Origin of the sequence: Cerasicoccus arenae (assembly GCF_014651635.1) — a bacterium.
Classification (GTDB): Bacteria; Verrucomicrobiota; Verrucomicrobiia; order Opitutales; family Cerasicoccaceae; genus Cerasicoccus; species Cerasicoccus arenae.
In genome coordinates this window covers 127,714-153,020 of the sequence record NZ_BMXG01000008.1, presented here as the reverse complement: position 1 = coordinate 153,020, position 25,307 = coordinate 127,714, and the positions used below count along the sequence as shown (strand labels likewise).

Here is a 25,307-nt window from a genome sequence, read left to right as displayed (position 1 = left end):
GGGGGGGCTTTGGGGTGTTGGCTCAGTCGCAGAGAGGGGGGGGGGGAGATCGAAATCGACGCCAAGCGGTGCGGCGAAAATGGGTGGGTGATTCTTGACGCCGTGCTCATGCCAATAGCCCTCCAGATCAGTCTTGGTTGCGTAGGAGTTCGCCACGATGCCGTCGAATAGGCGCAGGTGGTCCAGGTAGGCTGGGTAGCGCTCGACAGTCACCTTGGGCAGAAATTGCGGTAAGTGAATCGCGATCAGGTCGTGGATAAGCGCCATTTTGGGCGCTTTGATTTGCGGAAAGAGCTTCTGGTAGCCGCTGTATTGGTCGGGGCCAAACCACTCGGGGGCGAAGAAGCCCGTGGCAGATTGGCGGTCGTGCGCGTTGACGGTCTCATAGCCACAGGGCAGGCCCAGCTGATTGAGTATCCGGGCGGTTTTCACCTGGAGTGTGGATCGCTTTGCCGGTGCCTGGGCTTTGGGGTCGGACCACTCGACCAGCGCTTGCTCGGCTGGCTGTAAATGACGCCATACGCGGACGTGATGATCGTAGCACAGGGGGGTGACTGGGCTGAGTTTTTTAAACTCTGGGTAGGCGGCACGACAGACCCGCTGGATGCCAGAATGGCCGGGGTAGTGGCTGGTGTGTGAGAGGTCGAGCAGCAGGCTCATTTTGGGGCCTCCCAAGCCTCCACTTCACGCAGCCAAATGGTTGCGGATGCATCACTTGGCATGCGCCAGTCGCCTCGGGGCGATAGCGAAACGGTGCCGACTTTTGGCCCGTCGGGGAAGCACGAGCGCTTGAACTGCTGCGAGAAAAATCGCCGGTAAAAGGTCGCTAGCCAACGCTTGATCGTAGCCGCGTCATAAGTCTCAGCAAAGGCTTGTGTGGCTAGGAAGAGCACTTTGCGCGGCGCGTAGCCGAAACGCACAATTTGGTAGAGGAAGAAGTCGTGTAGCTCATAGGGGCCGACGGTTTCTTCGGTCTTCTGTTGCAGTTGGCCATCGTCGGTCAGTGGCAAGAGTTCGGGCGAAATCGGTGTATCGGCAATGTCGTGCAAGATCGCCTGCGCGACGTCGGCAAACAATTCGTCTGCGCACCAATCGACGATGTAGCGCACGAGCGTTTTCGGCACACCGACGTTGACGTGATACATCGAAATGTGGTCACCCGCGTAGGTGCACCAGCCAAGCGCGGCTTCCGAGAGGTCGCCAGTGCCGAGGACGAAGCCGCCTTCTTTGTTCGCAAGGTTCATGAGGATTTGCGTACGTTCGCGGGCTTGAGTGTTTTCGTAAACGACGTCGTGCACGGCTTCATCGTGACCAATGTCGGCAAAGTGTTGGCGACTGGCGGCCTCAATTGAAATCGTGCGCAACTCCGTGCCAAGAACTTCCGCGAGCTTGGTGGCGTTGTTCTTCGTTCGCCCCGTCGTGCCAAAGCCTGGCATGGTGACCGAGAGGATGCCTTTGCGGTCGAGCCCCAGCTTGTCAAAGGCGTGCACGGCAGCGAGCAGGGCCAGGGTCGAATCCAGCCCGCCCGAGACACCAAGAATGATGCGCTTCGAGCCAGTGTGGCGGAGTCGCTTGGCGAGGCCAGTAGCCTGTATGGCGAAGATTTCGCGGCAACGCTCTGCGCGGCGAACCATGTCGCTCGGAACGAAGGGGAGGGAGGGGACTCTGCGTTGCAGCGGAAGGGGGGGGGGCTCGGGGGCTTCGGGGATCGAGACACTGATCAGGCGATAATCGCGGCCAGCCATCGACTCGGCGAAGCTGCTGTTGCGTAATCGGTCCTGAGTCATGTGCTCCAAATCGATGTCCACGGTCAAACTTTGCGTTTCGAAGTTGAAGCGTTCGCTTTCAGCAAGAATGTGGCCGTTTTCCGCGGCAATGCAGTGGCCCGAATAAACGACGTCGGTGGTCGACTCGCCCGGTCCGGCGCTGGCGTAAAGGTATGCCGTAAAGCTGCGGGCCGATTGCTGGCTAACGAGTGAGCGTCGGTAGTCAGCTTTGCCAAGTAGTTCGTTACTGGCGGAGGGGTTGACGATCACATTGGCCCCCGCAAGCGCGTGTTTGCCGCTGGGTGGTTCGACGGCCCACAGGTCTTCGCAGATTTCAATTGCCAGCGTGTAGTCCGGCTTGCCGTCGATGTGGAAGATAAGGTCTGTCCCAATAGGAATCCATTCATCATCGCAGTCGAGGGTATCTGCCATGAGTTCCGTGGCCGAGGAGAACCAGCGCTGCTCGTAAAATTCGCCGTAGTTCGGCAGATGTGTCTTGGGGACAAAGCCCAATATTTGCCCGCCTGCGATGAGTGCAGCCACGTTAAAGAGGCGGCTTTGGGTAGCAACCGGCAGACCAACGACGGCGGCGGCAGGGAAGTCCACCGAGGCGTCTCGAAGGTCCTGTAGGGCGTCCCACGCGGCTGCCCGCAGCGTCCGATCATAGAAGAGGTCTGCGCAGGAGTAACCCGTCAAGCAAAGCTCAGGAAACACGATGAGTCGTGCCCCGGAGTCCGCTGCGTTTTTCCACGCGGCGAGTATTTGCTGGGTGTTAAACGGTACATCGGCCACCCGCAACTCGGGGGATACGAGCGCGACGCGGAGGAAACCGTAATCTTCTGGGTTGGTGGGCATTGGTTTAATGTGTATTTTTTTACACTATTAATCGGAGGTTGGTCAAGGTCAAGTAGTTGGGAGAATAATATTCTGTTTCGCGTTCTTATCACCAGTCATTTCCGGCGATTTGACCAGACGAAACGCAGGCTTGTGACGAGGGTGTTATTCCTGCTATGTATTTGCCCGCTACCTGTTATGGCTGATCTCGAACTTTGCTCCCGTCCGGTGTTTATCCACAGTCTCTGGCGCTGCGCCAGTACGTATTTCATGGAGAAATTCGTGCAGGAGCCGGGCGTGGTTGGGTTTACAGAGCCTTTTAATGAGCACTTGCGGCTGATCGACCAAAAGATGGCCGATGAAGATGATCAAAAGCGTCGGGAGGAGCTAAACCACCCGAATCAGGAGCAGAGTTATTACGGGCCATACCGCGATTTGATCGTGCCAGGGGACATTGAAAGCCCGGGCATTCGGCATTTCGACATCCGATATCCGCTGAATTACTGGTTCGACCCGAAGGACCGCGGGCAATTGCGCTATTTGAGGAGCCTGATTGACCATGCTGGCGACCGTTTTCAATCACAGCCAGTGCTGGGCTTTGTCAGATCACTGGGGAGGGTGGAGTTGCTGCGGAATTTAGGTGGCTATCATATTGTGCTGTTGCGGGAGCCATTTGACGCCTTCTGGTCAAGCTACACTCAGCTTAGAGACAAAACCAATGCCTACTTTGCGGTGCAATATGTGATGCTGGCGGCGCTATGTCGTGACGTGCCAGCGCTGGACGCTCTGGCGCTCAAGTATCACTTGCCAAAGCTGAAAATTAAGGGGCCATTCTACACCTACGGGCGGGCCTGTAATCTATTCCGAGAACAATATGCGGACAATCTTGAGCTGCTCCGGGAAGCCTTTTGTTTGGTCTACCTCTTGTCCTATGGGGCGGCGCTACCACATGCGGATCTAGTGGTCTCAGTTGATCGATTATCGCGAGACGAGGCCTATCGTAAGAGGATCTCGAATTTGATTGCTGAGAACACTGGTCGAGTGCTGGATTTTAACGATTGTCGTTGCCCACAGTACGACGAACCCGAAGCTCGAGCCGCTTTTGAAGAGACTTATCGTGCCGAACAATGCGCGCTGGAGGAGTCCCGTCAGGCCCGTTGGATGGCGGGTGGACGCCTGCTTGACTCCTTACTGGCATAGGATACGTCCAGAAATGACTTGCTCCAAGCGACCCTTTTCCGTTTCTAGAAAGGTTTTTTATTAATCCTGGCTCAGGTACGCGGGGAACCGAATGCACGAGACGTGGACTTATAAAGCTGATAACCAATGGTCTTCACATCCCTCACGTTTATCCTGTTTCTGACGCTGGTGTTTTCGCTGTACTGGTTACTGCGCCGCCGAAGCCCCCAGAATTTCCTGATTCTCGTCGCCAGCTACGTCTTTTACGGATGGTGGGATTGGCGCTTCCTATCGCTGATCGTTATTTCGAGCGTTATCGACTTTACGTCGGGCATCATGATCGACAAGAGCGAGAAGCAGGGTGTGCGGCGAGCCTGGCTCACGGTCAGTATTCTGGCCAACTTGGGGATGCTAGGCTTCTTCAAGTATTTCAATTTCTTCGCCAGTAGCTTACAGACCGCGGCGGGTTCCGCTGGTGTCCATTTGGGCGACATGACGCTGGATATCGTGCTGCCGGTCGGTATCTCGTTCTATACGTTCCAGACGATGTCTTACACGATCGACATCTACCGCCGACAAATGAAGTCTGAGCGTGACCCGATTGCGTTCCTCGCCTTCGTTTCTTTCTTTCCACAGTTGGTGGCTGGTCCAATTGAACGTGCCTCGCAGTTGCTCCCGCAGTTTATGGCGGATCGCAAATTCAGCTACCCGCTCGCGGCTGCTGGTTGCCGGGAAATCCTATGGGGTTTCTTCAAGAAGATGGTCATTGCGGACAACATGGGGCTCGTCGTGCAGAGTATTTACCCACGTTACGACGACTACAGCTCACCTTGGCTCTGGCTGGCAACGACGGCATTTGCTTTCCAAATCTACTGCGATTTCTCGGCCTATTCTCATATCGCGAAGGGCGTCTCCCGCTTGCTTGGCTTTGAGCTGATGCGCAATTTCGCCTACCCGTATTTCTCACAAGACATCGCCGAGTTCTGGCGTCGCTGGCACATCTCATTGTCGACTTGGTTCCGGGACTACGTGTTCATTCCACTGGGGGGTAGCCGTGGCCCGATGCGCGTGGTCATTATCAATACGATCATCGTGTTCTCGGTGAGTGGTCTTTGGCACGGGGCGGCTTGGAACTACATCATCTGGGGCTTCCTTAATGGCCTAGCATTCCTGCCAATGTATATTTGGCCCAAGAAGAACAAGAAGAAGGTCCGTGCGGACGATATTCCGGGTGGGCCGGGGCTTTTCCCGAAGCCGCGAGTTTTGCTTAATATGATACTGATGTATGTGGGGATGCAGGTTGCTTGGGTGTTCTTCGCCTCGCCAACACTTTCTGCGTCGTTGGATATCCTGAAGCGCATGTTTACCGTCTTTTCGGCGGATAACCCAGCTCTGCATCCGGATTCCTGGAGCGCATTGAAGGCACTGTTGTTCATTGGTGGGCTGGTGATTTTTGAATGGGTACAGCGGGCGCACGAAAATCCGCTCACGCTGGATAAAATCTATCGGCCGCTGCGTTGGGCGATATACACGGTTATGCTGTGGAGCTGTTTTTACTTCCTGCCGCGTCCCGACAGTCCATTCATTTATTTCCAGTTCTAAGCGCCGTAGTTTTCGTTAACTGGATTATGCCATCTTCTGCTCGATGAAGCGCTTTATTGCCACCTTCGTGTGCTTCGCGGCGATCCAGTTGTTGATCATGACCGTGTTGCTGGGGCTCTTTTTCAATGTCCACTTTGAGAAGGATCCGATGGCGGCGATCATCGATAAAAAGCGAAACCTAAAGGAAACGCCGGGCGAGCGAATCATTGTGGTGGGTGATTCAGGGTCTCCATTTGGGATTGTTTCTCCGGAAATTGAGAAGGCTTTTCCCGATCGTCACCCGATCAATGCAGGTCTCGCCGCAGGCTTTGGCCACCGCGTGCTGATTGGCGTCGTTGATGATGAGGTGCACGCAGGCGACGTCGTCGTGATTTGTTTCGTCTACGAAATGTTTACCCGAAATCTGGTGAATGAGTTCCTGTTTCTGCTGAGTTCACAAGAGCCGAGTGTCTTTCTCAGCCTTGATTGGCGGGACGGGAAATTTTTCACGGACAACGCCTTTATCCTGTTCAAAGACTCAATGCGCCATGCGCGTAAAATCGCCTTCAACCCGCTAGACCGCGATTACGAGCATCCCTACGCCCGCAACAGCTACAATGAATACGGCGATATTTACGCCCACTACGGCTTGGAAACGCCAGAAGGCCGTTCGCTGACGATCAAGGACATGGAGTTCGGCGACTTCGATTACGCCCGCGACGTGATCGGGGACTTGAATCGTTTTGCCGAGGAATGGCAGGAGCGCGGGGCGCAGGTTTTCTTTCTGTTCCCAGACGTGAGTGAGGAATCTTACGCCATTCACGGCGAGAAAATGAATGCTTTTGCCGAGCTCATGCACGAGGAGTTGGAATTTCCAATCCTCAATGAACCAGTTGACGCCGTGCAGCCCGAGGAGAACTTCTACGACACGCCTTACCACATGAAGGAGGCTGGCGCTCGCGCCCGTACCGCTCGCTTGATTGAAGCACTCAAGGAACAGCTCAATAGCTCGCAACAGAATTGAAGCTGAATCCTTACTCAATTGCGACTGGTGGAGAATTTCGACGCCTTTTCCTTGGCGGCGGTCATACGTTGGTTGAGAATGCCCTGTAATGATCTCCTTTCGGGAAAACGCTGACGCTCCGGCCGCTGCTGAATATGCATCGGCCTTGGTGGCGGCGTGTGATCGCGTGTTTGCGCCGGATGGCTGGTTGGCGACTCAACTTGGGTTGGAGCACCGCCCACAGCAGGAGGCGATGGCGCAGGCGGTTATCCGAAATTTTGTCAGTGACCGCTCGCTCTTGTTTGAGGCGGGAACCGGAGTGGGGAAATCCTTGGCCTACCTTGTGCCTGGCATCTTACGCGCCGTTGTCTCAAAACGACCTTTTCTCGTGTCCACTCACACCATTGCGCTCCAGCAACAGCTGCTTAGCAGCGACATTCCTTTGGTGCGGACGCTCTTTCAACAGATTCCCGAACTGGCGGATTTTCGTAATTTCAAGGCCACGTTGCTGGTCGGTCGGGGTAATTATCTCTGTGGACATCGACTGAGCCGGGCAATTGCCACCAAGAGCGATCTTTTCGGCGGGACTCAGGAGGAGGATCTTTTACGAATTGCCGATTGGTCGACTCTAACGAAGGCGGGCCTGCGCGATGAGTTGTCCCCCGCGCCAGACCCCGAAGTTTGGGACTGGGTGAATGCGGATTCGTCGGCATGTAACAAGAAAAATTGCTCGCCGGAGACTTGCTTCTACCGACGTGCGCAACAAGCCCGGCGCGAGTCGCAACTTGTGGTGTTGAACCATAGTCTGCTGTTCAGCTTGATTGCTGCGGGGTTGGCACCCGGTGATGGCGCTGGTGTGCTTTACCCAGAGGACTATGTCGTGCTCGATGAAGCGCACACCGTGCCGAATATCGCTACTGATCATTATGGTCTGGGAGTTAGCAGCTACAGTGTGGATCGTGCGCTGAAGTTGCTCTATAACCCCACTCGGAAGAAGGGTAAGGGGCTGCTAGCCAAGGTTGGCAATATGCAGGATCATCGCGCCGTGACGGAGGCGTTGGCTGCGAGCGAAGGCTTTTTCAATGACTTGCGTTCGCGGTTACTGCGTCGTCAGGACATCGTTCGTCTACATGAAGCGGATTGGGCTGAGCCAGTGCTACACCGTCCCTTGGGCCGAGTGGCTGATCGTTTGGGTGTTCTTCGTACGAATGTCGAAGACGGGAATCTCAAGGACGAGCTTGGCGATCATCGTCGTCGCCTCCAAGAGATGCTGACTGGTCTTCAGCATGCTCTGGACCTCAAGCATGGCGATAAGCACGTTTATTGGCTGGAATTGGCTGGGCGGAAGAAATCAATTGTCCAGGTGCGTTCGGCCCCCTTGGATGTTGCCGAAGCGCTACGGACCACGCTCTTTCGCCGTGGGACTTCCGTGCTTATGACCAGCGCAACGTTGGCTACGGGGGGGGATATGTCACCTTTCGCCCGTCGTTCGGGTGCTGATGGGGAAGATTTTTCGTTGGAGACGTCTCCCTTTGATTTCGAAAACAATCTTCAGATTTTCATTGCGGAAGATGCCCCTCAGCCCCGGAAGGGGGAGGGGCAATTGGATCGTAAATTCATGGCTGAGACCATTGCTCACAGCGTGAAAACGATCACCGGCGGTACCTTAGTGCTGTTTACGAGTTATGCCGATTTGCGGGCCGTTGGTGAGCAGTTGGGGCCTGTTTTCGCAAAAGCTGGCCGCCCGTTGCTGATGCAGGGGCAGGGTTTGTCTCGGGCCGAAATTAAGTCTCAGTTCATGGAGGCGGGTAATGGGGTGCTTTTTGGCACGGAAAGCTTCTGGACGGGCTTTGATGCGCCAGGAGAAGCCTTATCGCAGGTGATCATCACCCGGTTGCCTTTCGACGTGCCAACGCATCCTGTGCTGGAGGCGCGTTCGGAGTGGATTCGGCAGCAGGGGGGGAGCCCCTTTGCGGAATTGACCCTACCGGACGCAGTTACCCGTTTTCGGCAGGGAGTAGGGCGTTTGCTCCGTAAGCATTCGGATCGGGGGCGATTAATCGTATTGGATAGCCGAATCCTTCATAAGGAATATGGTCGTTACTTTCTAGCTGCTTTGCCTAAACGCCAATACACAAAATTCTGTAGAGCAGATCGTTCGCAGACTTTGGTGGCTGAGTAGCATTTATTAAATATCACTCATTTATTTCATTCCAAGGTTTCAGCGTCTTTACTTTCTGCCGTTAATGGTCTAGAAGATTGATTCTAAACACGATGTGCGTACAGCGCAGCGAGTGTAAACGTTATGTCTAGTTCCGTATCCAGCTTTTCTATTCGCGCCTTTGGCCAGACCGATCAAGGTCTGATGCGCAGCGAAAATGAAGACAGTTATTTTGTATCTGATGCATTTCAATTATTTGCTGTGGCCGATGGCCTTGGTGGATTGCCGGAAGGATCCGTTGCTTCAGGTTTAGCTACAGAGGTTATTGCCGAGTATCTGGCTGATTTAGCTCCAGGCACACCGGTGGACTTTGCCCGTATGTTTGAGCGCGTAAATACGCGCGTTTTTGAAAAGGGACGCACGATTAGTGCTGATATGGGTATTGGCACGACGCTTACTGTGGCACAGTTCCGGCAGGATCGCTTTCATATTGGACACGTGGGAGACACTGGTTTGGTCGTTTTTGGCCCTGATTCCTGGCGTCAGGTCACGCGTGACCACACTATGGCTCAGGATATGTTGGATCGTCTACGTCCAGGAGAGCATGCCTATATTCCGGAGTATTTTTCCCACACACTCACACGTTGCATCGGCCAGTTGGCCACGATCAAGGTGGACGCCTACGAAGACGTGATAGAGCCGGGTGAGCGCGCAGTTCTATTTTCAGATGGTGTCACTAAAACCATGGAAATGGATGAGGTGCATGAGAAGATACTCGCTGCGGAATCACCGAAGGAATTAGTTCAGTACATCATCGACACTGCCAATCAGCGTGGTGGGCCGGACAACGTTACTGCGATCTCGATCTTCTTCGACGAGTAAGGGCAGATTGCTAAACGAGTCGTAGAGTTAGCTAACAAAAAAGCGGCCCCCATTGGGAGCCGCTTTAAAAGTTAACTGATTGCCGTTTTAGGACTCAGGATTGATGTCGATCATCTCGACTTCAAAGACCAGCGTACCGTTTGGTGGAATTTGGCTGCCACGTGGTGGATTTGGGCCGTATCCGAGATTACCTGGGATGTAGAGCTTTACTTTGCCACCAGGGCCAACGAGCTGTACGCCTTCGCCAAAGCCTTTAACAACACCGCTCACAGGGAACGTGGCTGGCTGACCGCGGTTGTAGGAGCTATCGAATTCGGTACCATCGATCAGGCTGCCTTTGTAATGCACCTTCACGGAGTCGTCGGCGCTTGCACGTTCTGCATCACCTTCTTCGATGATCTCGTAGTAGAGACCACTGGGGCTTTGCTTGATTTTTGGGTTCTTTGCTAGTTCAGCAAAGAAGTCTGAGGATGCTGCTGTTTGCATTTTATTAAAGCGTCCTTGGAGATACTGTTGGACTTCAGTGGCAGCGGCAGTCTTGTCTTCAGGGCCGCCGGTGCCGCTCAAGGCAGTTTTAACACCTTTGAGGAAGGCGTCTTTCTCTGCTTGAGTCAGTTCTAGTTTTTGGGTGCTTTCGGTGACGAACCACCCAAAGTTTTCAATGATTTTCAAGTCGGCAGCGCTGCTAGTGTCCTGCGCCATGACGGACAGGGGCAAGGAAAGCAATGCGGCAGCCGCGAGGGGACGTAGGTGCTTTTTAATCATAAGCGGGCGATATTTGATATTGCGGCGGGGAGGTCAATTGAATTCCCGGCCTAGATTTATTGGTTGAATGTTCGTATAAGAGGCTCAGGGGCGTATTTTGTTCCCGGTAAAAATCACTCTACGAGTGCGAGCATTGCGTCATAATTCAAGTCACTGAGCCGATTGACACGCATGTGAGCCTCATGTAAGTCACTGATTGGGTGGGTTGTGGCGACGGCGACGACCTTCATGCCGCCACGCAGCCCCGCTTCGATTCCGTAGTGTGCGTCTTCAAATACGAGGCAACGTGCGGGTTCGCGATTAATCTTACGCGCCGCTATCAGGAATACTTCGGGATCAGGTTTGCCGTGATTGACATCTTCCGCCGAGGTGATGTCGACGAAGTACTCCCGGACGCCAATTACGTCCATGATGGTTTCAGCATTGATGCGTGGAGTCGATGTGCCCACGACGCAGGGAATTTTCTTTTCCTTGAAGAATTGAAGTAGCTCACGAACACCGGGCAGTGCCTCAATGCCCTTTTCCTTGATAATTTCGCGGTAGAGTTCTTCTTTGCGATAGCTGAGGGCCTCGATTTCCTCCGGTTGGTGTGCCCAATCAAGTAGATTCGGGATGATGAACTGATTTTTGCGCCCAAAGCCTTTTTTAAAATGATCCTCGGGCAAAAAGAGGCCTTTTTCCTCCGCGAGTAGTTCCCAGCTACGCTCATGCGCGGCCGAGGAGTCAATCACGACGCCGTCCCAGTCAAAAATCGCACCAATATTCATGGCATATGGGTTAGCGATGGTCCGCAGGCGGGGCTAGATCAAAATACAGGCTAGCGAAAATGCTGAAACGCTTCGTCGGTGATTATCTGATCGGTGGCGTGGTCGATCAAGCGACGTTCCGTGCTTTCGTCTGATTCGGCGATACGTCCAATGAGAGTGAGCGAGGATTTGTGGAAGCGCGTCCATTCTTCAAGCAAGAGCTCAGGGTCGGTGTTCTGGTCGAGGATGATGAGCAGCTCGTAATCTTCTCCATCGCCCAAGGCATGCGTGAGTGGTGTTTTACCGGAGGATTCAGATTTCTTACAGGCATCCTGACTAATGGGCAATCGATCGATGTTCAGCCGGGCGCAGGTTCCTTTTGGTAAGAGCGCGGGGAGGTCCTTGGCTAGACCGTCAGTTACATCAATCATTGCCTTGACGACGCTTTGCTCGGCGAGCCATTGGCCTTCAGTTATACGTGGCGAAAAGGTCTTTTCTTTACCGTGACGACTGCCGCCAAGGTCACCAGTGACCAAAATGTAGTCACCAGCTTGTTGACCGCCGTTACGGCGAATTGCGCGCGCGGCACTGCCCATCAAGGTGAGGTGGGAGCCGAAAAAATTGCTCGCACCGCCACGGGTAACATCTCCTCCGACAATGAGGAACCCCCACTTTTGCGCCGTTTCACGAATGCCTGCATAAAAGCCTTCTAGCCAGCTGACACTAACGTCATCAGACAAGGTCAACGCAATGACGGCACCAGCCGGAGCACCGCCCATCGCAGCAATGTCGCTCAGGTTTCGTTTGATGAGTTTTGCGCCTGCTTCTTGCGGGGTGAAGGTGTCGTCAAAGTGCTCATTCCAGATCAGGGCGTCTACGGTGACCAGCAGGGTGCCAACGTCCCCGGAATCCATTACAGCACAATCATCGCCAATACCGAAAGGAGGGGGGGGGGAGATTGGCTCCATCCATCGTGTGATTTTTTCAATCAGTCCATTTTCGCCGAGTGTGGCGATTTGGTCGGCTTTCTGGTCGGTAAATGGAGTCACTGGTGGTTAAGGTATGGCGTCTACTTGGGAAGCCAGAATGAGCGTGGCGATTGTGTTCGCGTTAAAGAGAGCGTGAAAACAGATCGGGACGAGTATGTTCTGGCTTTTTTCATACGCTCTACAGAGCAACATGCCAAGCAGGAACAGTGGCATTGCGGCCAGTAAGTTCCAATGAATGAGGGCGAAGCATAACGAGCTGAAGACCATGGCGCTTCGTGGCGAGAAACGTCCCTTTAGGTAGCGGTAAAGCGCGCCGCGGAAAACGATTTCCTCCGTTATGGGGGCCACGACAACGGCTAGGACGATCATCGTAATCGAAACTGCGACTCCGGATTCATTGGCGAACAGGTCGAGTAAATCCTGACGATTCAAAGCGACATGAAAACCGAGATCCTCGAGCCACATGAGTAGCGATTCCCAACCTTTGCCTATCGCCATGATGAGTGGCAACGCAGCGAGCGCAGCGAACAATCCGTGCTTGAAGTATTCGCCGAAGCCCAGCCTGAGAGGGCTAAACGAAAAGATTTTCTCGGGCGCGTCGAACGATATCAGTCTCTTGAAGCTCGGGTGAAAGAGAAATAGCACCGTCAGCAGCATACCCGCTTGTGAACCTAGGGCGACCATGGGCGTGCGCCACGGTTTCAAGATCGGATTGGCTCGCCAATCTTCGGTGGCGATTGCCACGAGCCCGCCGAGTCCTGCATAGAGGAACAGCAGCATTGATACGAACAGCAGGAATTCGAGAATATCTGCATTCCAGGCGGGCAGGGGATTACGGGCTGGCGTACGGGATTCTTCGCGCGAATCTTGCACCAACAAGACAAAACCAGCGATTAGAATAATCCAGAAGTAAATGACGAGCGCCATGCGTAGAAGCGTGTGTTCGTCGTCCGCTAGTCAGCGAAGGGATAAACCCGCTTGCCTGCATAATAGGTCGCCTTGACCTTACCTCGCAAGGTTAGGTTGAGCCATGGAGAATTATGTGATAGGCTGGCCAGCGTATCTGGCGTTACCTGCCAACTTTCCTCTGGGTCGAAGATCGTGACGTCTGCCGAGGTGCCTGGGCTAAGTGTTCCGCAGTCGAGGTTAAGCACGGCGGCGGCACGATGCGTCAGGTAGCCGATCAGGGTGGATAGGTCAACGAGTTTGGAGCGGACGAGGGTGTCGAGGCAGACCGAGAGTGCGGTTTCCAAGCCATTCATGCCAAATGGCGCGTAATCAAATTCCTTGTCCTTCTCGATTTCAGTGTGCGGGGCGTGGGCTGTGGCGATGCAATCGATTGTTCCATCCATCAGGCCTTCGATTAGTGCCTGGCGGTCAGCTTCTGTGCGCAGTGGCGGCACGACTTTGAAGCTGGTATTGTAGTCTTTGAGCGAGGCTTCGGTCAGCGAAATGTGGTGCGGTGTGGCTTCGGCGGTTATCTTAACCCCGCGTTGCTTGGCCCGGCGAATCACGTCCACCGCATAGGCTGAGCTGATGTGTTGCAGGTGAATCCGTGCACCATAATGAGATGACAAGATAACATTGCGCGAAACCATGATGTCCTCAGCGGCGCTTGGCATCCCGCGGAGGCCGAGTCTCAGGGCCCAGAGGCCTTCGTTCATTACGCAGCCATCCGTTTGGTTGGCGTCTTCGCAATGATCCAAGACGACTAAATCAAACATGGATGCATATTCGACGCCGCGCCGCATGATTTCGTTGTTCTGCACGCAATGCCCGCCATCGCTTATCGCAACAGCACCGGCTTGCTTGAGTGAGCCAATCGGTGCCAAGGCTTTGCCCTCGCGGTTCATGGTTAGACAGCCGGTTGGCAGGACGTTGATGATGGAATCTCGATCGATCAGGTCGACAATTTGCCGGATCGCGCCGACGCTGTCCGCTGGCGGCTTGGTGTTGGACATGCAGAGCACGGTGGTAAACCCGCCCTTGGCTGCTGCCCGACTGCCCGAGGCAATGGTTTCCTTGTGGCGGTCGCCAGGCTCCCGCAAGTGGCAATGCAGGTCAATAAAGCCTGGGCTGACGGTTAGGCCTTGAGCGTCAAAAGTCTCTGCCTGTTGTTTTTGCTGACTGCTTAGGGATTCGACGATTTTACCGTCGACTGCATAGACATCGCCTATCTCGTCCCGCTGATTGGCAGGGTCGATTACGCGACCGTTTTTTATCCAGACAACACTCATGCCAGTCGATGTTTCGCGGCGTAATGCGCGCAAAGGTAAAGTACAGCCATACGCACGGCAATGCCGTTGGTGACCTGTTCAAGGATGACGGAGCGCTTGGAATCCGCTAATACCGAATCCAGCTCGACGCCACGGTTAATGGGGCCTGGGTGCATGATGATCGCGCCCGGCTTGAGCCAGTTTGCGCGCTTTTCATTGAGCCCGAACATGCTCGTGTATTCCCCCAGTGACGGAAAGTGGGTGGAGGATTGGCGTTCGTGCTGAATGCGCAGCAGCATGACCGCGTCGGCATCGCGAAGGGCTTCGCGGAGGTCATGAATGACTGTTACCCCGAAGTGCTCAAATTGCTTTGGGACTAGCGTTGATGGGCCAGCCAGAGTGACCTCGGCACCGAGCTTACGCAGTGCCCAAATGTTTGACCGTGCGACGCGGCTAAAGAGAATATCTCCTAAAATTGTGACTTTGACGCCGCGCAGGTCTTTGCCAAGTTTTTCGCGCAAAGTGAACGTGTCGAGCAAGGCCTGCGTTGGGTGCTCATGAGCGCCGTCGCCAGCATTGATTACAGGAATGTCGATGCACCGGGATAGATAGCGGGCTGAGCCTGCGGCCGAGTGCCGCATGATGATGATGTCCGCATTGAGCGCCTGGATATTCATCGCGGTGTCTCGCAAGCTTTCGCCTTTCACCAGACTACTCGCATTGCCTGAAACCGTGATGACATCAGCGCTGAGGCGGGTCGCGGCTATCTCGAAGGCCAACCGCGTGCGCGTGCTGGGTTCCATAAAGAGATTCACAACGGTATAACCGCGGAGGATCGGTTGCTTCTTTTGAGAGCGCTTCAGCGTCGGTTTTAACTCCTCGGCCTTGGCGTAAATCATTTCCAATTCCTCTCGGCTGAGGTCCTCAATGCCGACGAGGTCTTTGCGGTTCCATTCTGGCTCAGTGCTCATTTGGATGAAAGAGATATTTCGTTCCGAGACGCATTCGTGGGGTCCAGTAGCACCTTGACGCGCTGTGACGCATCAACGTTTTCCTGGAATCCGATGACGTCGGGCTGAATTGGTAATCGGCGGGAACCACGGTCGAAGAGTATTGCCAAGCGAACAGAGTCTGGGCGACCCAAGTCAAACAATTCCGCTAAGGCTGCTCGCACCGATCGGCCTGAGAAGATGACGTCATCCGCGAGAATGACGATGTGGCCATCAGGCTCTACGGGGAGGGAAGTACGAAATTTTTCAGGTAAAACAGAGTTTTGCCCAAGATCGTCACGGTGGAAAGTGATGTTAACCTGACCGAGTGGAATCTCGGATCCATACCTTTCAGAGAGACGTTTTGCGAGTATCTGACCGAAGGGTACGCCGCCATTGGCAACGCCGACCACGATCAGTTTGGACGGCTCAGGCTCAAGAACGACGATTTGATCGACGATGCTTTGGATGGCAGTGTCGATTTCGTCCGGGCCAATACGTCGTTGGGTTTCCATTGGCGGGGGAGTTTGCAAGGCGGTGTCGTCGCGCGCAATGGTTTTTACGTGAGAGTTGCCTTTTCCTTCCGAATAGGAAACGTAGGGCAAATGGCGGGGCAAAACCATCTCTTGATTGACGGGTATAATGTCATCCACCAATGGCCTGATTTTGCCGTCCGCTTTAAACGAGACCCGGCGGGAACCTGTGACCAATTGGTGGAGGCGGTACGCGTGATTCATGACATCGACAACTATCGAGTGACGACTGTCTTCGATGGGCGTGGGGCGATGGTTGATGTCCAATACCCGGGTGAGATTCGCACTTTCGCGGTGCTTTACTCGCCGTCTGACCTTTCAGCCGATGGTCTGATCGAGCAAATTGTGAAGAATGCGAAAATACCCGGAACTTGCACAGTCGTAAGTCGGGATAATCTGATTGCTGAATCGATTCGGGCCTCTGGCGGGTTTGCGATTCGGCCAGAAGAACTGGCGGATTGGATAAAGCGTTGTGAAGGGCGTAGCCGGCAAACGATTACTCAAAAACAAAAAGCCGTCCGTCTCGCCTGGAAGGAATCCAACCCTTGGGATGCGCTGGACGGGCTGAAGTAAGCTGTAATCACAGGAAGGTTGGAGCGCCATTATCGGATTGGCTTCCGAGACTCGATGAACCAAGCTGGAAAACTCAAATTTATGTCAGAAAACACATCTTCATTGCAAATCGTCTGCCCAAGTTGCAGCGCTATTAATCGTGTACCTTCGGAAAAGTTGAGCGATAACCCCGTTTGCGGCAAATGCCGGAACCCGCTGGTGACTGGTCAGCCGATTAACGCCACTGACCAAAGTATTAGCCGTATCCTTGAGAAAAGTAGCTTGCCAGTGGTGGTGGATTGCTGGGCACCGTGGTGCGGCCCGTGTCTCAACTTCGCGCCGACCTTTAGTGAAGTGGCCGCAGAGATGTCCACCGAGGCAATCTTTCTCAAGCTGGATACGGAGGCCAATCAGCAGACGGCGGCGCGTTTTCAGATTCGCTCGATTCCAACACTCATGTTGTTCTATCAAGGAAAACTAGTCGCGCAAATGGCGGGCGCGTTGCCCAAGCATCAATTTCAGGAGTGGCTGCGAGAAGAAATGTCGAAGCTCGATTAAACGCAAAAAAACGGCGTGCCCCATTACGAAGCACGCCGCCCAAAATAACACACACACCTGAAATTCGTTTAGCCTTTGCTCCAGAAGAAGCAGGTGCCCTTGTTTTCGAGCTGATGGACTGCGGCGCGGTAAAGCGGGAGAATGATCTCGTTAACGAGCGCGAGCAGGTCTTCTTTATTATCGGCTTCCACCTCGTAGGTCTCGATGTCAATCGTGGCACTACGTGGTTTAAAATTGTCTGCGAGGAGGGTCCAACGGGCATTGAACTCATCTGGCTCACTGATCACGATATTCAGCGGCACGTTGGCTTCATCACATTTGGTGATTGGCCATTCACCAAGGTCGTCAATGCGGTCAATGAGGTCGGCGAGCTTCGGGGACGTCTTGGCCTTGGGAGCCTGACGGGCTTTAGGTGTGTCGAGTGTTGCTGGCATGATCTTAGTTATTTTGCGTTAGTCTCTCAGGCGAGACGCCGTTGAGGCATACAATCATATGAAAACGGCGATTCGTCAAATTGTTTTTGGTCAAGAAAGCGTTAAAACCGAAGGATTTGCCCTAAATGTAGTCAATTGAGTGGTCAGTTTTACGAAATATGGGGGTTAGGAGCACTATCTATGCCATTGAGGCCTTCTGACTACTGGCAGTGTATTTTTGCTCATTGGCGGAGGAGTAATTCAGCTTTTTATATGCTCATTTTCTGACTGAACGCTTGTGCTGGCGTCGCCGCTCGCTATGTTGGCGCTACTATTTACTATGAGTGAAGCCCTCGAAGCCGCGAAACAGGATTTTAAAATTAAAGTGTTGATGGTCGATGACCAGGGCATGGTTTGTGAGGCTGTGCGCCGTATGTTGGCCGACGAGCCTGGCATCGAATTTCACTCGATTACTGAGCCGATGAAGGCAATCGAGGCTGCAGTGAGCATCCAGCCGACAGTCATCCTCCAAGATCTCGTAATGCCCGATGTTGATGGCCTGACATTGGTCAAGTTTTACCGCGCCAAGCCACAGCTTAAGGACGTGCCGATCATTGTGCTCTCTTCCAAGGAAGATCCAGAGACGAAGAAGAAGGCCTTTGAATTGGGTGCCAACGACTACATGGTCAAGCTGCCAGACAAGCTTGAGGTAATCGCCCGCATCCGTTATCACTCGACCGGCTACATTCGTCTATTAGAGCGAAACGCCGCTCAGGCCGCATTACAAGCTGAGCTGGATGAAGCCGCCCGTTACGTGCAATCTTTGTTCCCCGAAAAGCACGAGGACGACATCGTTAAGACAGATTGGGTCTTCATTGCCTCAACAGATCTGGCTGGTGACACTTTTGGCTATCATTGGCTGGATGATGAGCATTTTGCAATCTACCTGCTGGATGTGTGTGGCCATGGCGTGGGTGCTGCTCTGCATTCGGTGTCGGCGATTAATGTGATGCGTTCGCAGTCGTTGCGCGGGGTGGATTTTCATGATCCTGGTGCAGTTTTGAGTGGGCTCAATGAAGCCTTCGATATGGAGAAGCACAACGACATGTACTTCACGATGTGGTATGGGGTCTATAATAAGACCACTCGGGAGCTGGTTTACAGTTCAGGTGGACACCCGGCCTCGGTGCTTATCCGCGACGGTGCACCACTTCAACGCTTGGCAACACCAGGCATGATTGTTGGTGGCATGCCGGGCACGATTTTCAGCAATGACAGCGTGACTATCCAGTCTGGCGACAAGCTGTATGTCTTTAGTGACGGCGTTTACGAAGTAGATTACCCGGATGGTCGCGGCATGATGACCGATGACGAATTTGCAGTTCAACTTGAGGCTGTGGCACCGAGTGGCGCAACCAAGGTCGACGCGATGGTTGACTGGGTACGAGAACAACAAGGCCGGGATGCCTTTGAGGACGATTACTCCTTGGTCGAGGTGATCTTTAAATAAGCGTTAACTATCAACATCGTAGGTCGATATTTTACCCTAATGCGCTTTTCCTATCGCAACGAACTTTCGGAACTTGAGACACTCGCTCAGAACCTCGAGACTTTTGGGGACGAAAATGATGTCAATCCCGCCATCATCCATGCCTTCAACCTGTGTCTGGATGAGATTCTGACAAACATCATATCCTATGGGTTTGAGGATGTTACCGAGCACGATATTTACCTAGAGATACATCGTGACGGCGAAATGATTGTCGCGACCATGGTGGATAACGGGAAGGCGTTCAATCCTCTCACCGATTCCAAAGATCCGGACTTGGAGACATCTATAGAAGACCGCGAGATCGGAGGCTTGGGCATTTTCTTTCTCAAGCAGATGATGGATGAGCTCGATTATCAACGCATGGAAGGCTACAATCGGCTCACCATGAGAAAGAAAAACGTCGAGCTGCCTGATTAAATTCTCTCCTATGTCATTCCTTGATTTTGCTAACCGGCGCTACTTGATTTTTGGCGTCGCCAACCGAAAAAGCGTTGCTTGGGCCATTGGCCAAACGCTTGAGCGCGAGGGCGCTGAAGTTGTCTACAGTGTTCGCTCTGAAGCGCGGCGCGGCTCGCTCGCCAAGCTGATGGGGGACCGGCCAATGCATATTTGTGACGTCGAGCGTGAAGACGAAATTACCGCACTGGCAGAATCGCTGAAAGGGGGGGGGGCATTTGACGGAATTGTGCATGCCATTGCTTACGCCAATTACAGTGCGGGCATACGACCTTTTCATGAAACCGAGCGTGCAGACTTCCTCCAGGCCACGGCAATCTCTAGCTTTTCGCTGGTGGAGATTTCTCGCGCTTTTAAGCCGCTGCTCAAGCCTGACGCCTCGGTAGTAGCCATCGGTATTTCCAGCCAAGTGCTCGCGGAAAACTACGGTTATATGTCGCCGATAAAGGCTGCCTTGGAGAGTTCATCCCGCTTTCTAGCGAAGTCCTTTAGCGCCGACACGCAGGTGCGTTTTAATACCGTCAACGCAGGCCCGCTGAAGACAAGCGCGAGCGCTGGTATTCCAGGTTACTTAGAAAATTATCTTTTTGCCGAGAAGCTGACTTTGCGCGGAAAGGCAATCACGACTCAGGAGGTCGCCAACGCGGCGGTATTTCTCCTCAGCCCAGCAAGCAGCGGCATTAATGCGCAGAGCATTGTGGTCAATCAAGGGATGGATCTAAACTATTTTGAAAAGTCTGTCGTAAGCGCGGCGACAAAGCTTTGATTTGGACTGATTAGCTAGAATTCTAAGGACTCGTTGCGGCCCTAAATTGCCAATTCAACTTGCACTGGCCAAGGAATTGCTCAATCAGTGATAACTTAGTCGCTTTTGCGGGTTTGATTACTCAATAGGCGAAGGATAACCATTTTTTTAAGAATTCTAATATGAGTGCACTGACCATCGTAACCAAAGATACCTATGCAACCGAAGTCGAACAGGCGTCGCAGCTGGTCGTTATCGACTTCTTCTCACCATGGTGCATGCCGTGCAAGGCGATGGAGCCAGTGTTGGACGAAATTGCGGCGGAACGCGCAGACCAAGTGAAGATCGTCAAGGTGGATGCCTCTGCTGAGCCTGATCTAGCCGCAAAGTTCGGCATCCGCGGTGCTCCGACCTTTGTTGCGCTTCGCAACGGTGAAAAAGTCGACATGTTGATTGGAGCTAAGCCAAAACAGGCGATGCTCGATTGGATCGACTCTGCCGATCTATGATTTGGTTCATGGACGGCCAATGATTGGCTCGTCAGTTGTGTTTTCCTATTCGGTACTACGGGCGCAATTTTGCCATTATTGCTGTTTCATATTTGGGGCAGTGATTTAATGGCGATACAAACGGCGGTTTTAATTCAAGCCCTTTGGTATATCCGTTAGCGGAAATTGTATAAGAATTACATGAGCATGCATTTGTTAAAATAGTTTAAAAAATGGATGTTTTCCAACTTGCCTCATGGGTGTTATCGCCTAACTGTAACGATTGATCACATTACTTTCTCTAGTTCATTCTAGAGATTATTGGGGAATATACGAGAAGCCGCTCTCCCTAGGGGTAGGGAGAGCGGCATTTTATTTATAGTGTGACTGTATTCGTCATTTGATGACGTTTTGCAGTTTCACAGTTGCGCGTTTTCCCGCGGAAGCGCACTTTATTGCGAGTGAGTTTGGAGAGCCACGCACCTGTGTTAATTAACGACTTGGCGATTGTGCTGATGTGCGCCGCCGGGGTGACCTTGCTCTTCAAACGCCTGAAGCTGCCTGTGTTTCTGGGGTATCTGCTGAGCGGTTTCCTTGTTGGGCCGAACTTGTGGACACAGTCTCCGGTGCACGATTTGAAGACCATTCAGGCTCTGAGTGAGCTTGGGGTCGTCTTTTTGATGTTTTCTTTGGGGCTGGAATTCGATTTGAGGCGACTGCGTGCCGTGCTGGGGCCAGCGCTCCTTGCGATCATTTTCCAAACAGTGCTGATGCTCTTTATTGGGTCTCAGGCAGCACCATTATTGGGCTGGGGAGTCGTTCAGGGGCTGTTCTTGGGCTCGATTTTGGCGATTAGTTCATCAATGGTAACGGTGGCGATCCTCAAAGATCTCGGGCGTTTTCAGAAGCCACATGCTCAGCTTGCCGTTGGAGTGCTGATTCTGGAAGACATTTTGGCAATTGCGCTGTTGGTCATCCTTTCCGGGGTCGCGGTGACGGGCAACTTGAACTGGACGGCGGTTGGAGGCGTGACTTTTTTGATCTGCCTGTTCGTTGTGTTCTTTTACTTCGTGGGCAAGCTGTTTGCGCCGCGACTGCTCAATGCGTTGGAGAGCCATGGTAATAAAGAGCTGGTGACTATTTGTGTCGTCGCACTGATGCTTGGCCTATGCTACCTCGCAGAGCTCTGGGGCCTTTCAGTTGCATTGGGGGCATTTTTGGCGGGATCCATTCTTTCGCAGTCAAAGCTGACTGAAGACATTGAGCACACAACTGAGCCTCTGCGAAACATTTTTTGCGCGGTGTTCTTTGTGTCTGCTGGCATGCTGATAGACCCCGAGACCTTATATGACAACGGCTTGGTCATCATCCTACTGACGCTCGCGATGCAGCCGCTGAAGGTCATCTCCGTCTGGTTGGGGTTCTTTTTGACTGGCCAACGGACGGATACGGCCTTGCGCGCTGCCACGGTGAAATCGCAGATCGGTGAATTCTCGTTTATTATTGCGGCACTTGGTCAACAGCTAGGTGTGACGGATGATTCGCTGATGTCGATCGCGGTTGGCGTATCCGTCTTGAGCACAGGCGGAAGTATTATTTTGGCAAAGAAGGCTGACCCACTGCATGCTTGGTTGGCCCGCCGTATGCCCAGTGGTTTATCAACCGTCGGCGAATTCTACCGCAATTTACTGGACCATATCGGCACACGTGCGGAACGTGCGATATTGCTGAAGCTGATCAAAAGGCCTCTGCTGCAGATCCTGCTAAATTTCTTGCTGCTCAATGCCTTCGTGCTGATTGCATATGTAGGCAATGGCCAAGTGAAAGCTCGAGTGTCGGACCCATCTTTGGCGATGGGCCTTGGGTTGGCGGTGTGGCTGGCGGCGGGTGCCCTCAGCCTGCCTTTTATCACGGCGATGATTCGTAATTTGAATGCGACTGTGATGATGGTGCTCGACTCGCTGTTGTCGACGGGCGCGACGCGGTCCTTCATCCGTGGACGCGTGCGCAATATTTTTAATGGGATTATCGTGTTGGCGGTCTCCCTTCTAATGGGTGGTTTTTACCTATCAGCTGCCGCGCAGTATTTGCCATCGGGCACTGCGCTAGCAGGCTTTCTTTTGCTGATTGTGGCGAGCGCACTCTTTTTCTGGAAACGGATTATTCGGTTCAACAGCCAACTGGAGTATCTCTTTATGGAGAGCTTTAATCAGCGCGTGGTTGATGAGGAATCAAGCCGCCGCGAGAGCACTTTGGAGGAAATTGAAAAACGCTATCCTTGGCCTGTTGCGGTGGAGGAAATTACGGTGCCGCCGGGGGCGATGTGCTGCGGTACAACGCTCCGCGGAACTGCGTTGCGCCCGACTACGGGCGCTAGTGCTGTTGCGCTCGCTCGCGCCGGACAAGTACTCTACGACATCGATCCTGACGAAATTATCTTCCCTGGCGATCACTGGTATGTTTTCGGCAGTAACCGGCAAACCCAGGAGGCCCGGCGTTTGTTAACCGCTGCAGGCAGCTCGCCAATCATTAGCCATGCAGCGCCCAGCTTGCGGATTGAAAAGCTCTATATTTCCCGCGAGTCCAAGTTGGTAGATGAAACGCTGGCGAGTGCTGATCTGCGCCAAAAGCACGGCGTGACGGTGCTGGGCATCCAGCGCGGAGAGCGGCGTATCACTAGTCCGGCGTCTGAGGAGATTATCCACGCGTCCGACGTCTTGTATGTCATTGGCGAGGCCAGCGCGATTCAGAAGCTGGAATCAGCAGAGGGCTAGAGTCTATCTTGAACGCAGGAGACTTTGGAAGAATGCATTCCCTGCTTGCCTGTAGGCGGGTGCATCTGGCAGAAACTCCCTATGAGTCGTTGCGGGTTGATTCTTACATTTTTGGCTATCTGTATCTTTTGGACGGGGTGCGATTCCCAGAGCGGCGGCGTGGTGAACGAAACCGATGAAAAGCACTTCCAACGTGGGCAGCGCCTACTTCGCGAAGGTCGTCAGGGAGAAGCGCTGTCTGCATTCCTGAAAGTGATCGAGAAACGCCCAGACGCACCAGAATCGCATTTGGAGGCAGGTATTCTCTATCAACAGCACATCGGCGATCCTGTGGCCTCAATCTACCATCTACGGCGTTACATCGAGCTTGAGCCAGCGACACCCGAGGCAGAGAAGGCTAAGCAGATGATTGAGAGCGCTCGCAAAGACTTTGCCCGACAGCTTCCTGGCCAACCTTACGATTCAGCAATGGATCGACTGGATTTACTGGAAATGCTGGAGGCTGTCCGAGAGGAAAATCAAGACCTTAAGCGGCAGCTAGCGACCTTGCGGCAGAGTGTCGCATCGCAGGCTGGGTCTGGGCAGGATGCCGCAAGCCGCGTTGCCTACAGCCCTTCGCAACGGTCTGGCTCAACAACGACTCAGCGAACACCGACCAATACGGCTACTAACAGCACACAGCGCTCACCCGCTAATGGGACTACCCGGCAATACACGGTCGTGACAGGGGATACCTTAACGCGCATTAGCACAAAGGTCTATGGCGAATCGGGCCGTTGGCAGGACATCTTTCAGGCCAATCGTGATCTGCTGCCCAACCCCAATGCGCTCCAGGTCGGGCAAAACCTTAAAATCCCGGAGTAGGTGAGCCATTACTTCGACGCCAACGCCACCACGCCACTTTGCCCAGAAGCGCGGGCGGCATGGCTGGAGGCGACAGACCAGCATTGGCACAACCCGTCCAGCCCGTCGCGTGCGTCGGCACGTGTGCATGTGCTTCTGGAGAATGCCCGAGCGGAACTTGCGGCTTTGTTTGGCGCGACAGCAGAGTCCGTGGTGTTTAATTCTGGCGCGACAGAGGGGAACCGCGACGTGCTTGCTTATTGGCGGCGGATTTCTCCTGAAAGCCGGGTTATCGTATCGGCAATCGAGCATCCCAGTGTTTTAGAAAACGCACGGGCTAACTGTGTGGGGGGGCAATTGGTGATTTTGCCGGTAGAAAAATCGGGGTGTGTTTCAATGAAATCGCTGGTCGAGCTGCTTGAAAAAAGGGGGGGGGGGCTGGTCTCCCTGATGGCGGCGAATAATGAAACGGGCGTGATCCAGCCTTGGCAGGAGGCAATTGAGGTTTGTCGTCAGTATCGGGCGACGCTCCACATTGACGCGACTCAGTGGGTGGGCAAGGAAGCACTTGAAGGGTTGGCCAGTGCTGATTTTGTCACCGCCTGTGGACATAAGTTCGGCGGGCCCAAAGGGACGGGGTTTCTGTTGGTTTCTTCGGGACTTTCTGGTTTTTGCGGTCAACGGGGTGGGGCGCAGGAGAATGATCACCGGGCTGGAACGGAAAATTACCCATCAATCGCGTCCATGGTCGCCGCCTTACAGGCGAGTGAGGCACAACGTGTCGGGGTACAGGCAGACAACGGCGATGCCCGAGACCGATTTGAGGCTTTATTGAGCAAGGCGATCTCTGACTTGAAAATCTGGGGTGCTGGAGAGGCACGCTTGTCCAACACGAGTAGTTTGTGCCTACCAGTTGGCGAAAACACACGTTGGGTGCGGAGGCTTGATCAGCGCGGTTTTCTGGTCTCCACGGGTTCTGCTTGCGCCACTGGCAAGGACGGCCCCTCACACGTATTGGCTGCGATGGGTGTAACTGCCGAAGAAGCGCGCCGAACGATCCGTATTTCTGCATTGCCGAGCACGAATTGGGAGGCGTGGAATTCCCTGGCTGCTGCACTTGTAGAATTGCTTCCAGGGATGGACGGTGGTGACGGCAACCCACTTGTAATCAAGCTTTAGCAAAGTTAGCCTGACGGAAATCATTTTACTTCCTGTGGATAAAGCCGTATGTATGTCATTCCTTTTTGTAATGCCAATTAACTTGCTACGCATTCCGCTTGCA

At 53.6% G+C, this 25,307-nt stretch carries 24 protein-coding genes; 14 read left to right on the top strand and 10 right to left on the bottom strand.

Annotated elements, in window-relative coordinates:
* Together IE065_RS18360 and IE065_RS08330 are read right to left on the bottom strand one after the other, a co-directional pair.
* On the bottom strand, positions 1-110 hold a 110-nt coding region (locus tag IE065_RS18360; protein ID WP_425491891.1), incomplete at its 3' end, for a hypothetical protein.
* 546 nt (positions 111-656) lie between these two features.
* Entirely contained in the window at positions 657-2,621 is a 1,965-nt protein-coding gene (locus IE065_RS08330) for an NAD(+) synthase (RefSeq protein WP_189513846.1), read from the bottom strand.
* Between the two features lie 177 nt (positions 2,622-2,798).
* On the opposite strand from IE065_RS08330, the gene IE065_RS08325 reads away from it, so the two are divergent.
* The 5 genes from IE065_RS08325 to IE065_RS08305 all read left to right on the top strand — a co-directional run bounded on the left by IE065_RS08325 (position 2,799) and on the right by IE065_RS08305 (position 9,406).
* Positions 2,799-3,800, top strand: coding sequence for a hypothetical protein (locus IE065_RS08325; RefSeq protein ID WP_189513843.1), 1,002 nt, complete (start codon positions 2,799-2,801; stop codon positions 3,798-3,800).
* A gap of 126 nt (positions 3,801-3,926) precedes the next feature.
* Positions 3,927-5,381, top strand: a complete 1,455-nt coding sequence (locus IE065_RS08320) for an MBOAT family O-acyltransferase (RefSeq protein ID WP_189513838.1) — start codon at positions 3,927-3,929, stop codon at positions 5,379-5,381.
* A 43-nt stretch (positions 5,382-5,424) separates the two neighbouring features.
* Positions 5,425-6,384, top strand: coding sequence for a hypothetical protein (locus IE065_RS08315; RefSeq protein ID WP_189513835.1), 960 nt, complete (start codon positions 5,425-5,427; stop codon positions 6,382-6,384).
* Positions 6,385-6,472: 88 nt separating this feature from the next.
* Positions 6,473-8,545, top strand: coding sequence for an ATP-dependent DNA helicase (locus IE065_RS08310; protein WP_189513832.1), 2,073 nt, complete (start codon positions 6,473-6,475; stop codon positions 8,543-8,545).
* Positions 8,546-8,668: 123 nt separating this feature from the next.
* Positions 8,669-9,406, top strand: a complete 738-nt coding sequence (locus IE065_RS08305) for a PP2C family protein-serine/threonine phosphatase (RefSeq protein ID WP_189513829.1) — start codon at positions 8,669-8,671, stop codon at positions 9,404-9,406.
* A gap of 87 nt (positions 9,407-9,493) precedes the next feature.
* Here IE065_RS08305 and IE065_RS08300 read toward each other — a convergent pair whose 3' ends face one another.
* The 7 genes from IE065_RS08300 to IE065_RS08270 all read right to left on the bottom strand — a co-directional run bounded on the left by IE065_RS08300 (position 9,494) and on the right by IE065_RS08270 (position 15,626).
* Positions 9,494-10,171, bottom strand: a complete 678-nt coding sequence (locus IE065_RS08300; RefSeq protein WP_189513826.1) for an FKBP-type peptidyl-prolyl cis-trans isomerase — start codon at positions 10,169-10,171, stop codon at positions 9,494-9,496.
* Positions 10,172-10,284: 113 nt separating this feature from the next.
* The gene (locus IE065_RS08295) at positions 10,285-10,938 is read right to left on the bottom strand and encodes an HAD family hydrolase (protein WP_189513823.1); all 654 of its coding nucleotides are present in this window, start codon (positions 10,936-10,938) and stop codon (positions 10,285-10,287) included.
* A 50-nt stretch (positions 10,939-10,988) separates the two neighbouring features.
* Positions 10,989-11,966, bottom strand: a complete 978-nt coding sequence (thiL, locus tag IE065_RS08290) for a thiamine-phosphate kinase (RefSeq protein WP_189513820.1) — start codon at positions 11,964-11,966, stop codon at positions 10,989-10,991.
* Between the two features lie 6 nt (positions 11,967-11,972).
* A complete protein-coding gene (locus IE065_RS08285; protein ID WP_189513817.1) occupies positions 11,973-12,833 on the bottom strand; it encodes a CPBP family intramembrane glutamic endopeptidase in 861 nt (286 codons plus the stop codon).
* A 26-nt stretch (positions 12,834-12,859) separates the two neighbouring features.
* Positions 12,860-14,143 (bottom strand): dihydroorotase, encoded by a 1,284-nt coding sequence (locus IE065_RS08280; protein ID WP_189513814.1) that lies wholly within the window; start codon positions 14,141-14,143, stop codon positions 12,860-12,862.
* Complete coding sequence (locus IE065_RS08275) at positions 14,140-15,093, bottom strand: aspartate carbamoyltransferase catalytic subunit (protein ID WP_189513810.1); 954 nt, start codon at positions 15,091-15,093, stop codon at positions 14,140-14,142. Before IE065_RS08275 ends, IE065_RS08280 begins: the two co-directional genes overlap by 4 nt.
* Positions 15,090-15,626, bottom strand: coding sequence for a bifunctional pyr operon transcriptional regulator/uracil phosphoribosyltransferase PyrR (locus IE065_RS08270; protein WP_189513806.1), 537 nt, complete (start codon positions 15,624-15,626; stop codon positions 15,090-15,092). The genes IE065_RS08275 and IE065_RS08270 overlap by 4 nt, the downstream gene beginning before the upstream one ends.
* A gap of 90 nt (positions 15,627-15,716) precedes the next feature.
* Here IE065_RS08270 and IE065_RS08265 point away from each other — a divergent pair, with 90 nt between their 5' ends.
* The gene (locus IE065_RS08265; RefSeq protein WP_189513804.1) at positions 15,717-16,217 is read left to right on the top strand and encodes an NYN domain-containing protein; all 501 of its coding nucleotides are present in this window, start codon (positions 15,717-15,719) and stop codon (positions 16,215-16,217) included.
* 81 nt (positions 16,218-16,298) lie between these two features.
* Positions 16,299-16,754: a thioredoxin TrxC gene (gene trxC, locus IE065_RS08260; RefSeq protein WP_189513802.1), complete on the top strand. Its 456-nt coding sequence runs from the start codon at positions 16,299-16,301 to the stop codon at positions 16,752-16,754.
* Positions 16,755-16,822: 68 nt separating this feature from the next.
* Here the strand turns inward: trxC and IE065_RS08255 are convergent, their stop codons facing one another.
* Positions 16,823-17,188 (bottom strand): hypothetical protein, encoded by a 366-nt coding sequence (locus IE065_RS08255; RefSeq protein WP_189513800.1) that lies wholly within the window; start codon positions 17,186-17,188, stop codon positions 16,823-16,825.
* A gap of 319 nt (positions 17,189-17,507) precedes the next feature.
* Between IE065_RS08255 and IE065_RS18265 the strand changes: the two genes are divergently transcribed.
* From IE065_RS18265 to IE065_RS08220, 7 genes are all read left to right on the top strand, one after another.
* The gene (locus IE065_RS18265) at positions 17,508-18,677 is read left to right on the top strand and encodes a fused response regulator/phosphatase (RefSeq protein ID WP_189513798.1); all 1,170 of its coding nucleotides are present in this window, start codon (positions 17,508-17,510) and stop codon (positions 18,675-18,677) included.
* A gap of 39 nt (positions 18,678-18,716) precedes the next feature.
* Entirely contained in the window at positions 18,717-19,136 is a 420-nt protein-coding gene (locus IE065_RS08245; RefSeq protein ID WP_189513795.1) for an ATP-binding protein, read from the top strand.
* A gap of 10 nt (positions 19,137-19,146) precedes the next feature.
* Positions 19,147-19,941, top strand: coding sequence for an enoyl-ACP reductase FabI (locus IE065_RS08240; protein ID WP_189513792.1), 795 nt, complete (start codon positions 19,147-19,149; stop codon positions 19,939-19,941).
* Between the two features lie 161 nt (positions 19,942-20,102).
* Complete coding sequence (gene trxA / locus IE065_RS08235) at positions 20,103-20,429, top strand: thioredoxin (protein ID WP_189513789.1); 327 nt, start codon at positions 20,103-20,105, stop codon at positions 20,427-20,429.
* Between the two features lie 464 nt (positions 20,430-20,893).
* On the top strand, positions 20,894-23,182 hold the full coding sequence (locus IE065_RS08230) for a monovalent cation:proton antiporter family protein (protein ID WP_189513786.1): 2,289 nt from the start codon (positions 20,894-20,896) through the stop codon (positions 23,180-23,182).
* 81 nt (positions 23,183-23,263) lie between these two features.
* The gene (locus IE065_RS08225; protein WP_189513783.1) at positions 23,264-24,046 is read left to right on the top strand and encodes a Cell division protein CpoB; all 783 of its coding nucleotides are present in this window, start codon (positions 23,264-23,266) and stop codon (positions 24,044-24,046) included.
* Positions 24,047-25,204, top strand: a complete 1,158-nt coding sequence (locus tag IE065_RS08220; protein WP_189513780.1) for a cysteine desulfurase family protein — start codon at positions 24,047-24,049, stop codon at positions 25,202-25,204.
* Positions 25,205-25,307: the final 103 nt, after the last annotated feature.